This window comes from Micromonospora sp. NPDC049523 (genome assembly GCF_040676775.1).
Lineage (GTDB): Bacteria > Actinomycetota > Actinomycetes > Mycobacteriales > Micromonosporaceae > Micromonospora_G.
In genome coordinates this window covers 75,444-89,379 of the sequence record NZ_JBFAPP010000016.1, presented here as the reverse complement: position 1 = coordinate 89,379, position 13,936 = coordinate 75,444, and the positions used below count along the sequence as shown (strand labels likewise).

Genomic DNA, 13,936 nt, shown 5'->3' with positions numbered 1-13,936 from the left:
CGGGCCAGTGCTCCGGCCCGCCACAGCCAACGGCGTAGCGGTGGTCGTCCGCCGGGGACGACCACCGCCATTGCGATCCGAGCGAGTCTCCGACCTACGTGATGCAAAGGATGCCCAGGTCGTCCACCCACGCGGCCAACGTCGTACCGCTGGCGTTGCCGATCAGCGAGACCCGGACGAGCACGTCGGTCGGGCCGTGTTTCCACTCGGTCGAAACGAACGTGTACGGGGCATCGCCGCTGAGCACGACGGTCTTGAGCGCCAGGTACGTGAAGTTGACCGGGTTGATGATCTCGAAGTTGACCTGCTGGGTGGCCAGGGCCGGGTTGACGTGGATCCCGGCCGTGCAACTGGTCGTCGGCGGCAACGTGACCCGGCGGCCGACCGAGGAGAAGCCCGCGCCGCGCATCGAGACGAATCCGGAGCGGATCCCGTTGTGGGGTTGCGACAGGCTGACGCCGCCCGTCCCGTCTCCGACGTGGGTGAAGCTCCAGTTGGCCGCCTGGGTCCCCTCGAAGCCGTCCTGAACGGTGATGATCGCGGCGCTGGCCGGCGAAGCGGTCATCCCGATCAGCGCGGCGGTCAGGCCGAGCAGGACCGCCAGGACCGCCGCCCGACGCGGTGTGCGCTGGGCCGGCCGGGTGGAGGACCGCCGGTCCGCACCTGGGTTGAAGATGGTTCGCATTGCTGATCACCTCGTGATCTGGCTGGTGGGGAGCCCTGTGACACCCCGCTGACCAGATGTCTAGTCGGCGGATCGTTGTCCGGCTTCGGGGCCGACTCGCGGACAATCAACCCCGCACAACCCGGCTGCCCGCAGCTCGCGGGTCGAAGAGGCGCGATATGCCGGCGAGGGCCGTCCGCCGGCCGTAGCGTGGACAACGTGAACGACTCTCACCTGACCCGCCGGCTGCTGCTCACGGGCATCGGTTCGGCCGCGGTGGCGGCCGGACTGTCCGGCTGCGGGTCGTCCACGGCGAGAACGCCGACGCGTCAGGTGGCAGCCTCGCCCCGGGCCTCCACCGGCCGGCCAGCCGGGTCGGCGACGTTCGACGAGGCCACGCTCCGCCGGAAGATCGCGAGCCTGCTCGTGGTCGGCTTCCGCGGCGAGACGGTCGGCGCCGACGACTGGATCGTGAAGGCGGTCAGGAACGGCCTCGGCGGGGTGATCCTGTTCGACCGCGACCTGGAGACCGACGCCGCCCGCAACATCACCTCACCGGCTCAGGTCACCGCCCTGGTCAAGAGCCTGCGGCAGGCCTCGCCCGGACGGCTGATCGTCTCGATCGACCAGGAGGGCGGCAAGGTCGCCCGGCTCAACCCGAGCAACGGCTTCCCCGCCACCAGGTCGGAGGCCGAGATCGGCGCGGCGAACTCCCCCTCCACCACCCGGACCTGGGCGCAGGGCCTGGTGCACGACCTCACGTCGATCGGCGTCAACCTCAACTACGCACCAGTGGTCGACCTGGACCTGAACCCGAACAATCCCGCGATCGGCAAGCTCGCCCGCAGTTTCTCCGCCAACCCGGACGTGGTGGTCCGGAACGCCACCGAGGAGATCCAGGTCCATCGGGCGGCCGGCGTCAAGACGAGCATCAAGCACTTCCCCGGCTTCGGCAGCGCCACCGGGAACACGGACTTCGCCGTCGTCGACGTCAGCAAGACCTGGAACAGGAGCGAACTCGTACCGTTCCAGCGGCTGATCGACAGCGGAACCGTCGACTCGGTCCTGGTCGCACACCTGCTCATCAAGCAGCTCGACCCGAGCCGCCCCGCGTCCCTGTCACCGGCGGTTGTCACCGACCTGCTCCGCGGGCAACTCGGCTGGCAGGGTCCCGTGGTCAGCGACGACATGCAGGCCGTCGCGATCACCAGCAAGTTCGGCCGGGACGAGGCCGTCGCGCTGGCACTCGAAGCCGGCCTCGACCTGCTCGTGTTCGGAAACCAGCAGGTGTACGACACGAAGATCGTCGACGAGACGCTCGACAACGTCGTCAACCTGGTACGCACCGGGCGCCTCACCGAGGCGCGGATCGACCAGTCGGTGACGCGAGTCAACGCCCTCCGCCCGAAGAGCTGACGTACGCGGGCGACCTATCGGCCGAGTCGGGCCGCGTTGAGCAGTTCGAACAGGTCCCAGACCGCCTCACCGGTCCAGAGCAGCGATGCCACCGCCAGTGACACCGGCAGTGCCCGCAACGCGCGCGAGCGGACAGGCGGGTGGGGGTGCAGCAGCTCCGCCACGCGGCGTGGCACGACGCCGCCGGCCGCCGCGACGTGCAGGCTCTGCGGAACGTCCTGCCTGCCGGTTGCGGCGAGGGCGGCCACACCGATGGCGTGGGCGACCGTACGGCGACTGCCGACCTCGATCGCGGCCTGCTCGTCGGCGGCCCGTTCCACGAGGTAGTCGACGTGGCGGGCCACCCACCACAGCGCCGGGTGGGTGGCGGCGGCCAGTTCGGCCAGCCGGACGAGCCGGTGATGACCCGCCGCCAGGTGGGCGTGCTCGTGGGCGAGCAACGCGTCGAACTGCCGATCGGTGAGCAGCCGACGCATGCCGGTGGTCACCACGACATGACCGGGGTGCCCCGGCACGGCGAATGCCTGTGCCGACTGGTCGGGCAGCACCACGAGCGGGCCGTCGGCGGGCGGCACGACGTGACCGAGGTCCAGCGCCCGGCGGTGCCGGCGCCAGCGCCGGGCGACCGACACCACGCCGATCACGAACAGTACGGCGCTCAGCCACGGCGCCCAGGAAACGTACTCGGTGTCGGCCGCGACCACCGGGGACGACCACCCGAACGTCCGGCCGACAGCCGGCACCTCGGCGATCGCCTTCAGGGCGAACACGCCGAGGTTGGTCATGCTGGCTGCACCGACGGCGGCGGCGGACCAGGCCACGATGACCGCCGCGACCGACGGTGGCAGCCGATCGGCCAGCAGCCGTACCGCCACCACGATCAGTGGCGGAACCACGACCACCGACCATACGAGATGATCGAACATGCCCCTCCGTCCGGACCGGACGAGTGTGCCACGCCAAGCTGGAGGACCCGACGGAGGCGGTAAGGGGCAGCCGATAGAGTCGACCGCGATGAGTACGACACCGCCCGCCGCCGACGCCGAGCCGTCCGAGAACGGACGCCGCCGCTCCGGCCAACTCGAAGCCCAGGTGGTCACCATCCTCGTCGAGGCCAACGGCCCGTTGACCCCCGGTGAGGTCCGTGATCGGCTCGATCCCGCTGGTTCGCTGTCCTACAGCACGGTGGTGACCACGCTCAGCCGGCTGTTCGAGAAGGGTGCCGTCAGCCGGGAGCGCGACGGTCGGGCCTACCGTTACGGTGCCGTACGCGACGCCGCCGGCCTGGTCGCCGAGCGGATGCGCCGGCTGCTGACCGCCGAGCCCGATCGCACCTCGGTACTGCGACGGTTCGTCGGTGCACTCGACGAACGGGACGAACGGATCCTGCGTGCTCTGCTCCGCGAGGACTCCGACTCCTGACGTCGGCCGGTTGGCGAAGGACGAGAGTCCCTTTGGCGAAGGACGCCAGTCCCTGGGGTTCCGATTTGGTGGGGCCCGCTTCCAGATCCGTCGCCCGAGGCGAACCTCCGCCCGCAATTGAAGAGAAATTGAAGCGGGGTGGGGCACGCTGGCCGCATCGGGGGGTCGCCGCCTGAGCTGGGCGGGACGGAGCATCGTGGGCGAAGATGGGTGCTGAACGTGGGCATGGTGCTGCTGTCCGACCCGGCCGTGACGGCGACGCTGGTACGCGAGTGCGGTGAGCCGTTGGTCGACCTGCGCGACGTGGAGGCGTTGCGGCTCGACCACCGGCTCGCCGACTTCGACGGCGCGTACGCACGGCTACGGGTGGGTGTGGTCGACCGCCTGGTCACCGCGCAGACCCTGCTGCCGTCCGGGATCCGGCTCCTCGTCGTCGAGGGGTACCGACCGATGGCGCTGCAGGAGCAGTATTTCGAGGCACACGTACAGCGGTTGCGCGAACGTACGCCGGACGCCGAGGAGTCGGCGCTGCGTCGCCACGCCAGCCGGTACATCTCCCCGCCCGCGGTGGCGCCGCACGTCGCCGGGGCGGCGGTGGACCTGACCCTGTGCAGCGTCGACGGCGACGAACTCTGGATGGGTACGGCGGTGAACGACACCGACACCACCGCCTGCCACACCGACTCGGCCGACATCGGTGCGGAGGCGCGGGCGAACCGGAAGCTGCTCTGCGATGCCATGCGCGGCGCCGGCCTGGTGAACTATCCGAGCGAATGGTGGCACTGGTCGTACGGCGACCGCTACTGGGCGTACCTGAACGATTCCGGCCACGCCCCGTACGGCCCGGTGAGTTCCTGACCTGACAGAGCGGCCCCAGCGACGGCACTAGCATCCAACCAGGGACGTGGGTGGAGGCTGGAGGTCGACTTTGCTACAGGTACGGCTGCTCGGCCCGGTCACGGCCCAGTCCTCGGACGGGCCTGTCCCGCTGGGTGGCAGCAAACCGCGGGCGTTGTTCGCGGCCCTGGTCCTGGAGCGGGGACGGATCGTACCGGCGAGCCGCCTGGTCGACGTGGTCTGGCCGGACAACCCGCCGGAGAGTGCCCGAGCGTTGATCCAGACCTACGTCTCCACGCTGCGCAAGTCGTTCGCCCGGCACGGTCATCCGGATGTCATCGGTACCCATCCGCCCGGCTACCTGGCGCGACTCGACGACGCGACGGTGGACGCCGACGTCCTTGCCGGACTCGTCGACCAAGCCAGGGAGAAGGCCGGGCTCGGCGACCACGGTGGCGCGGCGGACCTGCTGCGCGAGGCGATCGCGCTCAGTCGCGGACCGGCCCTGTCGGGTCTGGAAAGGTCGCCGCTGGCCGCCGAGGCCCGACGGCTCGACGAACTGCTCCTGGTCGCGCACGGCGAACGCGTCGCGGCCGAGCTGAACCAGGGTCGTCTCGACCATCTCGCCGAACTGACCGGCCTGGTGAGCCGTCACCCGACCAACGAGCGGCTGCGTGGGCAGCTCATGGTCACGCTGTACCGGCTGGGGCGGCAGACCGACGCGCTCGCCTGCTATCGGGAGGGCCGGTCGGCGCTGGTCGAGGAGTTGGGCATGGAGCCGGGCCCGCACCTGCGGGAGCTGCACGAAGCTATCCTGCGCGGCGACGGCGAGGTGCTGCACGGCGACCGGGTCGAGCCCGAACCGGGACCGCCGCCCCTGGTGATACCGGTACAGGTCCCGCTCGCCCCGTCGGACTTCACCGGCCGCGAGGTGGAACGCGACTCGCTGGTCACCGCGTTGCGGGCCACCGCACCGGGCACGCACGTCCTGGCCGGGCAGGGTGGCAGCGGCAAGTCGGCGCTGGCCGCCCGGGTGGCCCAGCAGGTGCGGGAGTCGTTCCCGGACGGTCTGCTCTACGCCGACCTGCGCGGGATGACCGACTCCCCGGCGACACCGGACGAGGTGCTGGCCGGCTTCCTCCGGTCGCTCGGGGTCGGCCTGTCGCACATCCCGGATTCCGCCCGCGAGCGGACCGAGTTGTACCGCAGCCTGGTCGCCGGGCGGCGGATCCTGGTGCTGTTCGACGACGCCGCGAACGAACGGCAGGTACGGCCTCTGCTGCCGGCCGGACCGCAGTGCGCGGCGCTGATCACCTCCCGGGACCGGCTGGCCGGGCTGGCCGGCGCGACGCTGACCGAACTCGGTGTGCTCACCGACGAGGAGGCGTGGGCGCTGCTTTGCCGGATCATCGGCGCGGAGCGGGCCGCCGGGGACGTCGCCTCGGCCCGGGGCATCCTGTCCGGCTGCGAGAATCTGCCGCTGGCGATCCGGATCGCGGGTGCCCGGCTGGCCACCCGCCGGCAGCTACCGCTCGGCGTGCTCGCCGGGCGTCTGGCCGACGAGCGCCAACGCCTCGACGAACTCGCCGCCGGGGACCTCGCCGTACGCTCCAGCATCGCGCTCAGCTACCGGGCCCTGGACGAGCAGGCCGGCGCCGCGCTGCGTCGGCTCGGTTTCTTCGGCATCCCCGAGTTCGACGCCTGGGTGCTCAGCCGGCTGCTGGACACGTCCGAAGCAGCCGCGGAGCGGCTGTTGGAGTTGCTGGTGGACGCGCACCTGGTGGAATTCACCGGGGTCGACCCCACCGGCGTGCTGCGCTACCGGCTGCACGACCTGGTCCGCCTGTACGCGCGGGAGCGGGCCGACGCGGAGGAGCCGGCCGAGGCACTGCGGGACGCGGTGGTCCGGGCGGTCACCGGTTGGCGGGCCGTCATCGACCGCATCACCACCACCTTCCCACCGGCCGAGGTCGTCTGGCACAAGCCCTCCGGGCCGCGCTTCCCGGTTCCGGACGAGCTGGCGCGACGGGTGCTCGGCGACGCCGCGGGCTGGTTGCAGCGCGAGGAGTCGGTGCTGGCGATCGGGCTCGAACGGGCGGCGGCGATCGGTCTGGACGAGCTGGCCTGCGACTTCGTCTCGGCGCGGATGGCGCTGGAACTGGAGGGGGCGAACCGCTTCGAGTTCCGGTCCCGGATAGTGAACGCCGCGCTGGAGGCCAGCGTGCTGGCCGACAACCTGCACGGCGAGGCGGACATGCTGGCGGAGTTGGCCCACCTGCGCTACGCCGAGGACCGCTACAGCGAGTCCCGGCAGCACTTCGGTGAGGCGCTGAGCAGGTTCCGTGCCCTGCGGGACGTACGGGGGCAGGCCTCGGCGCTGGCCGGGTTGGGTCTGGCCTGCCGGGAGCCCGGGCACCTGGCCGAGGCGCTGCACTTCCTCAACCAGTCGGCGGCGTTGCTGCACACCCTGGACGACGCCGTCGGCCTCGGCTACGTGCACCGGGTGCGCGGTTCGGTGCTGCTGGAGCAGGGCAACTTTCCGGCCGCGCTCGCCGACCTGGAGCTGTCCATGTCGGCGTACCGCCGTACCGGCAGCCGCCGCGGGGTCGCGTACACGCTGCGCAGCCTCGGGCTCTACCACCGTGCCCGGGGTGAGTACGACGAGGCGCTGCGGGCGTGCGCCGAGGCCGCCGAGATCTTCGCCGAACTCGGCAACGACCTGATGCACTCGTACGCCGTGCGCGCGTTCGCCACCACGCAGTTGCGGATGGGCTTGGTCGACGAGGCGCTGCCCCGGTTGGAGTGGGTGCTGTCGGTGGCCCGCGACGCCCGGGACCGGTGGGGGCAGGGCGTCGCGCTCCGGGTGCTGGGGCAGCTCCACCTCGCCCAGGGCCGGCTGGACCTGGCGGAGGACCTGCTCGACTCGGCGATGTCGCTGTGGGACACCGTGCAGGCGCCGCTCTGGCGGGCGCGTACCGAGTATGTCCTGTCCCTGGTGTACCGCGCCCGGGGTGACCTGGACGCGGCGGACCGGGCGTACGCCAGCGCGCGCCGGGTCTTCCACGACCGCAACTCGCGTGAGTACGTCGAGCTGAGCACCGCGCCAGCACCGGCTTCGGCCGGTCCGACGCTCCACTGAGGCCACCCACCGCATTTCCGGGAATCGATGCACGGCATCGATTCCAGTGTTGACGTGCCCGTAGCACGTCGGTAACATTCGGCCAAAGCGCTGCAAGATTACGACAAAGACCTGCTTGTTTTGCCGCTTGCATCTGCAATTTCCAGTGGGGCCGCTCCCTGCGGTGTTTCTCCCCCGTCCCGGAGAGGCCCGGTGGTGCCGTCGCTCTCGCCTCCCCCACTTCTACCGACCGGCCCGCCCGTAGCCCACGGGCTCGACCGGTCACCTGCCGATCCACGCCCGACCCCACGCCCATGGGGATCCACACACACGCGTAAACGTCCCTCCACGCGACAAGGACAGCAGATGAGACGAAGCAATCCGATCCGGTTGGTGGCGACGACGGTCGCCGCCGCCATGATCGCCACCATGGGGTGGGCGGCCGTCGCGAACGCGGCCGCCCAGCCCGACCCCTCAGTCGGTCAGACGGCCACGAACGCGGTCATCGCCCCGAACGCGGTCGTCAACCTCGCCCAGGGCCGCCCCACCCAGGAGAGCGGTCACGCCGACGTCTACGACTCGGCCCGAGCCGTCGACGGCAACCAGGGCAGCTACTGGGAGAGCGTCAACAACTCCTTCCCGGAATGGATCCAGGTCGACCTCGGCCCGTCGGCCGTCGTCAACCGGGTCGTACTGAAGCTGCCCACCTCCGGCTGGGGCACCCGTACGCAGGCGTTGAGCGTGCAGGGCAGCACCAACGGGTCGACGTTCACCGACCTGGTCGGGTCGCAGACGTACACCTTCAACCCGGCCGTGAACGGCAACTCGGTCACCATCAACTTCGGCCAGGCCACCACCCGCTACCTGCGGATCAACATCACCGCCAACAGCGGCTGGCCGGCCGGGCAGCTCTCCGAGTTGGAGGTCTACGGGCCGGACACCGCCGCCGACACCACCCCGCCGAGCGTTCCGGGCACCTTGTCCTACACCCAGTCCGGTACGACGATCACCCTCAACTGGGGCGCGTCCACGGACAACACCGGCGGCAGCGGCCTGGCCGGGTACGACGTCTACCGCAACGGCGCGTACCTGCAGTCCGTCGGCAACGTCACCACCTTCGGCGACACCCAGCCGGCATCGGCCACCGTGTCGTACTACGTACGGGCCCGGGACGTGGCCGGCAACCTGTCGGGCAACAGCAACACCGTGACCCGCCCCGGCGCCGGTGACTCCATCGCGCCGACCGTGCCCGGCACGCTGTCGCAGAGCACCTCGGGCACCACCATCACCCTGAACTGGGGCGCCTCCACCGACTCCGGCGGCAGCGGCCTGGCCGGCTACAACGTCTACCGGGGCGGCAGCCTGATCGCGACCCTGGGCACCGTGCTCACGTACCAGGACACCCAGCCGACGACGGCGACCGTCTCCTACTACGTCCGGGCGCGTGACGGCGCGGGCAACCTGTCCGGCAACAGCAACACCGTCACCCGGACCGGCACCCAGCCCCCCGGCTGCACCAACGTGGCGCTGGGCAAGACCATGATCGCCACCGGCTCCACCTTCAGCTTCACCCCGGAGAAGGCGAACGACGGCTCGCTGACCACGTACTGGGAGGGCGCGGCGGGTTACCCGCAGAGCCTGACCGCGGTCCTCGGTGCGAACCACGTCGTCACCTCGGTCAACGTGAAGCTGAACCCGGATCCGGCCTGGGGCACCCGTACCCAGAACTTCCAGATCCTCGGCCGCGACCAGGCCTCGACCACCTACACCAACCTGGTGTCGGCGGCGAACTACCAGTTCGTCCAGGGCAACAACGTGGTGAGCGTGCCGGTCGGCGCGACCACCGCGGACGTGCAGCTGCGGTTCAACTCCAACACCGGCGCCCCGTCCGGCCAGGTGGCCGAGATCGAGGTGTGCGGTACGCCGGCGCCCAACGCCGACCTGATCGTCAGCGGCACGACCTGGACGCCCACCGCGCCGACCGAGGCCACCCCGGTCACCCTCACCGCCACCGTGCAGAACATCGGCTCGGCGGCCGCCGGCGCGACCACGGTCAACTTCAGCCTGGGCGGCGCGGTCGTCGGCAGCGCGCCGGTGAGTGCCCTCAACGCGGGTGCCTCGACCACCGTCTCGTTCAACGCCGGTAACCGGGCGCTGGGCAGCTACGTGGTGACCTCGGTGGTCGACCCGACCAACACCGTCATCGAGCAGAACAACGGCAACAACAGCTTCACCGCACCCTCGCAACTGGTGGTCAGCCAGGCCCCCGGTCCGGACCTGCAGGTGCTGAGCATCAGCTCCAACCCGCCGAACCCGGCGGTCGGCGCGGCGGTCACCTTCACCGTCGCGGTGAACAACCGCGGTACGACCGCGAGCGGCGCGACCACGGTCACTCGACTGTCGGTCGGTGGTACCACGCTCAACACCAACACCCCCTCGATCGCCGCCGGTACGACGGCCAACGTCGCCATCACCGGTAGCTGGACCGCCACCAGCGGCGGGGCCACCATCACGGCCACCGCCGACGCGACCGGGGTGGTCGCCGAGACCAACGAGTCCAACAACGTGTTCACGCAGTCGATCGTGGTCGGCCGTGGCGCGGCGGTCCCGTGGGTGTCGTACGAGGCGGAGGCCGGCCGTTACCAGGGTGTGCTGCTGGAAACCGACCCGCTGCGCACCTTCGGCCACACCAACTTCGCCACCGAGTCCTCGGGCCGCAAGTCGGTACGCCTGAACAGCACCGGGCAGTTCGTCGAGTTCACCTCGACCAACGCGTCCAACTCGATAGTGGTCCGCAACTCCATCCCGGACGCGGCGGGCGGCGGTGGCATCGAGGCGAGCATCAGCCTGTACGCCAACGACACCTTCGTGCAGAAGCTGACGCTCTCGTCCCGCCACAGCTGGCTCTACGGGAACACCGACCAGCCCGAGGGACTGACGAACACCCCCCAGGCCGACGCCCGGCGGTTGTTCGACGAGTCACATGCGCTGCTGGCGCAGTCCTACCCGGCCGGCACCAGGTTCAAGTTGCAGCGCGACGCGACCGACACCGCCTCGTTCTACATCATCGACCTGGTCGACCTGGAGCAGGTCGCGGCACCGCTGAGCCAGCCGGCCGGTTGCACCTCGATCACGGCCTACGGTGCGGTCGCCAACGACGGGCTCGACGACACGACCGCGATCCAGCGGGCGGTCACCGACGACCAGAACGGTGTCATCAGCTGCGTCTGGATCCCGGCCGGACAGTGGCGGCAGGAACAGAAGATCCTCACCGACGACCCGCTGAACCGGGGTCAGTGGAACCAGGTCGGCATCAGCAACGTCACGATCCGTGGCGCCGGGATGTGGCACTCGCAGTTCTACACGCTGACCGAGCCGCAGGACGTGGTCGGCGGGATCAACCACCCGCACGAGGGCAACTTCGGCTTCGACATCGACAACAACACCCAGATCTCCGACATCGCCATCTTCGGCTCGGGCCGGATCCGTGGCGGGGACGGCAACGACGAGGGTGGCGTGGGCCTGAACGGGCGGTTCGGCGACAACACCAAGATCACCAACGTGTGGATCGAGCACGCCAACGTGGGCGCCTGGGTCGGTCGGGACTACGACAACATCCCCGCTCTGTGGGGACCTGGCGACGGCCTCGAGTTCAGCGGCATGCGCATCCGCAACACGTACGCCGACGGCATCAACTTCACCAACGGAACGAGCAATTCGAAGGTGTTCAACTCTTCGTTCCGTACCAACGGTGACGACGCCCTGGCGGTCTGGGCCAACACGGCCGTGCGGGACCGGGTCGCCGACAACACGCACGACAACCACTTCGTCAACAACACCATCCAGCTGCCCTGGCGAGCCAACGGCATCGCGATCTACGGCGGCTACGACAACTCGATCGAGAACAACCTGATCTACGACACCATGAACTACCCCGGCATCATGCTGGCGACCGACCACAGTCCCCTGCCGTTCTCCGGGACCACCCTGATCGCCAACAACGCGCTTTACCGCACCGGTGGCGCCTTCTGGAACGAGGATCAGGAGTTCGGCGCCATCACGCTGTTCCCGGCGACTCTGGACATCACCGGCGTCACCATACGTGACACCGACATCTACGACTCGACCTACGACGGCATCCAGTTCAAGAACGGCGGCGGCAACATGCCCGGCGTCGTGATCAGCAACGTACGGATCGACAAGTCCAACAACGGTGCCGGAATCCTGGCGATGGGTGGCGCCCGTGGTAGCGCCACGCTCACGAACGTGACCATCACCAACTCGGCCGATGGCGACATCGTCCGAGAACCGGGATCGAGCTTCGTGATCAACGGCGGATAGCCCTCCGGCTACCACCGCAGAGGTGGCGTGCTCCCGGACGGAAGATCAGCTCGGGAGCACGCCCACGGACGGCACACCGGCACCGGCCCGGCCCACACCGGTGCCGGTGTGCGCGTCCGTACCGCTGTCGAGGGCCGCCTTACCAGCGGCGCGTGTGAGCGCACCGAGCCCGACACCGAGGGCGAGCAGCACCAGGGCGTTGCGGACGAGCAGCAGCGCGGTGCCCTGCCAGTACGGGTCCGCCGACACATGTTCGTAGAACCACGGGAAGAGCACGCTGGTCAGCCCGGTGGCGACCAGGATCAGGACGGCGCTGACCCGTTGTGTCGTGTCCCGGCGGGTCAGGCAGACCGCGGCCGTCCCGACCAGCCAGAGCATGTACTGGGGCGAGAAGACCCGGCTGGTCAGCACCGACACGAGGACCGCCAGCAGCGCCACGTCGAATCCGAGCGTGGCGGTCCAGGTGATCCGGCGACCCCGTACCAGCCACCAGAGGGCGAGGAAACCCAGGCCGGCGACGGTCAGCAGCGGCAGCACGACCGTCGCCACGCGCACGTACGGGTGCTGGAACTCCATCGCCCCGAAGACGTAGACGACGGTGATGGTCTCGTCCCAGAGCCGCGCCAGCACCAGCGGGGACGCGCCCACCGACTCGATCTGGAGCCCCCGGTCCGACTGGTTGTTCGTGAAGCCGTACCAGCCACCGGCGAAGGCGAGCGTGAGCGCACCACCCAGTACGGCGAGCGCCGCGACGAAACCGGTCAGCATCGGGCGAAGCCCGCGCAACGGTCTGGCGCTGATCAGCAGCAGCACGGGCCAGACCTTGACCAGTCCCCCGATGGCCATGGCGGCGCCCGCGACGACCGGACGGCGGACGGTGGCGGCGAGCGCGACCACGGCCGAGGCCGTGACGAAGATGTCGTAGCGGGCATAGGTCAGCAGGTTCAGACACGGTACGACCACGGCCCAGGCCGCGGCACCGAGCAGCAGCCCGTCGCCCCTCGCCAGCCGGAACAGGGCGAGCAGGATCAGCAGGTCGGCCGCGAGTGCCGCGACGAAGAAGGTGGCCTCGTACCCACCGACGGAGTCGCCGCCGAGGTGGCGCAGGAAGACGAAGATCGCCGCGGCGCCGGGCGGATATTGCCACATCGGGTCGCCGACGGGGACCTGCCAGTCGAGCAGCGAGTCGCTCCAGCGGTAGTACAGCTCCACGTCGGCGAAGACGCCGCCGAAATCGGGAGCCTTGACGACCTTCGTGTAGACCAGCACGAATGCGGTCCTGGTGAAGATCCATACCGCGAGCACAGCAACCATTGACCGGCGCCGTCCGCTCAGGTCCATTGCCCACCCTCGTGTTTCGGTCGTCGGCGCGGGGCCTGGTGTTTCCGCAGACCCGCTTTCGGCTGGTGCATTGTAGACAGACGAATGTTTCCGGAGAATGCTCCGATGCCGTGACAAAGCAACAGCCGACGATGTTGACGTCGCTGGCTAACGTCGGCTCCGCTGAGACGGCCGATGAAGGGACAACGGATGTTCGGTTCTGCGCGGTTCGCGAAAATGCGCGTCAAGGGTTTTCCGATGCGGTCGATCCGGCTCGTACTCGTCGGCGCCCTGGTCGGAGTCGGCGCGGTGGCGATCGGCCCGGCCGCGCCCGCGGCGGCCGCCCTACCGCTGGAGAACTGCTACAACAACGAACGGCCACAGCACGGCGACGGCGCCTTCTGGTCCGCCCCCGGCAACCAGCACACCCCGTGGGCCGCCCCGGCCGGCATCCAGGACGGCGACATCTTCCGGATCACCGCCTCCGGCTCGGTCCGGGTCGACTACTGGGGCACGTCGAAGAACATCGTCGGGGAGTTGCCCGCCCCCGGCCTCGGCAGTGGCTGGCCGGCCCCCGACTCCCCCAGGTACGCCCTCGTCGCCAAGGTGACCGCCGGTCTGATCTGGTCGACCCGGACCGGACGCCTCTACCACGCGAACGAATGGTTCCCGGTCGGCGCGGACAGCCGCTGTGTGCAGTTCCAGGGCTGGGACGTCGGCATACCGCAGCTCGTCTTCTCGTACAACGACCCGAACCTGGGCGACAACGGCGGCGGCGCGCAGGTGGCCGTCAAGCAGTGGTGGTGACGGGTCACCTC

The 13,936-nt window shown here is 69.9% G+C and carries 9 protein-coding genes; 6 read left to right on the top strand and 3 right to left on the bottom strand.

Annotation, left to right across the window (positions count from 1 at the left end; all coding sequences use genetic code 11):
- Nucleotides 1-94: 94 nt before the first annotated feature.
- Entirely contained in the window at nucleotides 95-685 is a 591-nt protein-coding gene (locus AB0J90_RS24270) for a hypothetical protein (RefSeq protein WP_363599379.1), read from the bottom strand.
- Nucleotides 686-883: 198 nt separating this feature from the next.
- Between AB0J90_RS24270 and AB0J90_RS24265 the strand changes: the two genes are divergently transcribed.
- Nucleotides 884-2,080, top strand: coding sequence for a glycoside hydrolase family 3 N-terminal domain-containing protein (locus tag AB0J90_RS24265; RefSeq protein ID WP_363599377.1), 1,197 nt, complete (start codon nucleotides 884-886; stop codon nucleotides 2,078-2,080).
- A gap of 14 nt (nucleotides 2,081-2,094) precedes the next feature.
- Here the strand turns inward: AB0J90_RS24265 and AB0J90_RS24260 are convergent, their stop codons facing one another.
- Nucleotides 2,095-2,976: a M56 family metallopeptidase gene (locus AB0J90_RS24260; RefSeq protein ID WP_363599375.1), complete on the bottom strand. Its 882-nt coding sequence runs from the start codon at nucleotides 2,974-2,976 to the stop codon at nucleotides 2,095-2,097.
- Nucleotides 2,977-3,094: 118 nt separating this feature from the next.
- Here AB0J90_RS24260 and AB0J90_RS24255 point away from each other — a divergent pair, with 118 nt between their 5' ends.
- From AB0J90_RS24255 to AB0J90_RS24240, 4 genes are all read left to right on the top strand, one after another.
- Complete coding sequence (locus AB0J90_RS24255) at nucleotides 3,095-3,502, top strand: BlaI/MecI/CopY family transcriptional regulator (protein ID WP_363599373.1); 408 nt, start codon at nucleotides 3,095-3,097, stop codon at nucleotides 3,500-3,502.
- A 210-nt stretch (nucleotides 3,503-3,712) separates the two neighbouring features.
- The gene (locus tag AB0J90_RS24250) at nucleotides 3,713-4,360 is read left to right on the top strand and encodes a M15 family metallopeptidase (RefSeq protein WP_363599371.1); all 648 of its coding nucleotides are present in this window, start codon (nucleotides 3,713-3,715) and stop codon (nucleotides 4,358-4,360) included.
- A 70-nt stretch (nucleotides 4,361-4,430) separates the two neighbouring features.
- A complete protein-coding gene (locus tag AB0J90_RS24245; RefSeq protein ID WP_363599369.1) occupies nucleotides 4,431-7,478 on the top strand; it encodes a BTAD domain-containing putative transcriptional regulator in 3,048 nt (1,015 codons plus the stop codon).
- A gap of 345 nt (nucleotides 7,479-7,823) precedes the next feature.
- Nucleotides 7,824-11,798 carry a CARDB domain-containing protein gene (locus AB0J90_RS24240; RefSeq protein WP_363599367.1) on the top strand — a complete coding sequence of 1,325 codons (3,975 nt, stop codon included), beginning with the start codon at nucleotides 7,824-7,826 and terminating at the stop codon, nucleotides 11,796-11,798.
- 45 nt (nucleotides 11,799-11,843) lie between these two features.
- Here the strand turns inward: AB0J90_RS24240 and AB0J90_RS24235 are convergent, their stop codons facing one another.
- Nucleotides 11,844-13,112: a glycosyltransferase family 87 protein gene (locus AB0J90_RS24235; RefSeq protein ID WP_363599365.1), complete on the bottom strand. Its 1,269-nt coding sequence runs from the start codon at nucleotides 13,110-13,112 to the stop codon at nucleotides 11,844-11,846.
- Nucleotides 13,113-13,376: 264 nt separating this feature from the next.
- Here AB0J90_RS24235 and AB0J90_RS24230 point away from each other — a divergent pair, with 264 nt between their 5' ends.
- Entirely contained in the window at nucleotides 13,377-13,925 is a 549-nt protein-coding gene (locus tag AB0J90_RS24230) for a hypothetical protein (protein ID WP_363599363.1), read from the top strand.
- The last annotated feature ends 11 nt before the right edge of the window (nucleotides 13,926-13,936 follow it).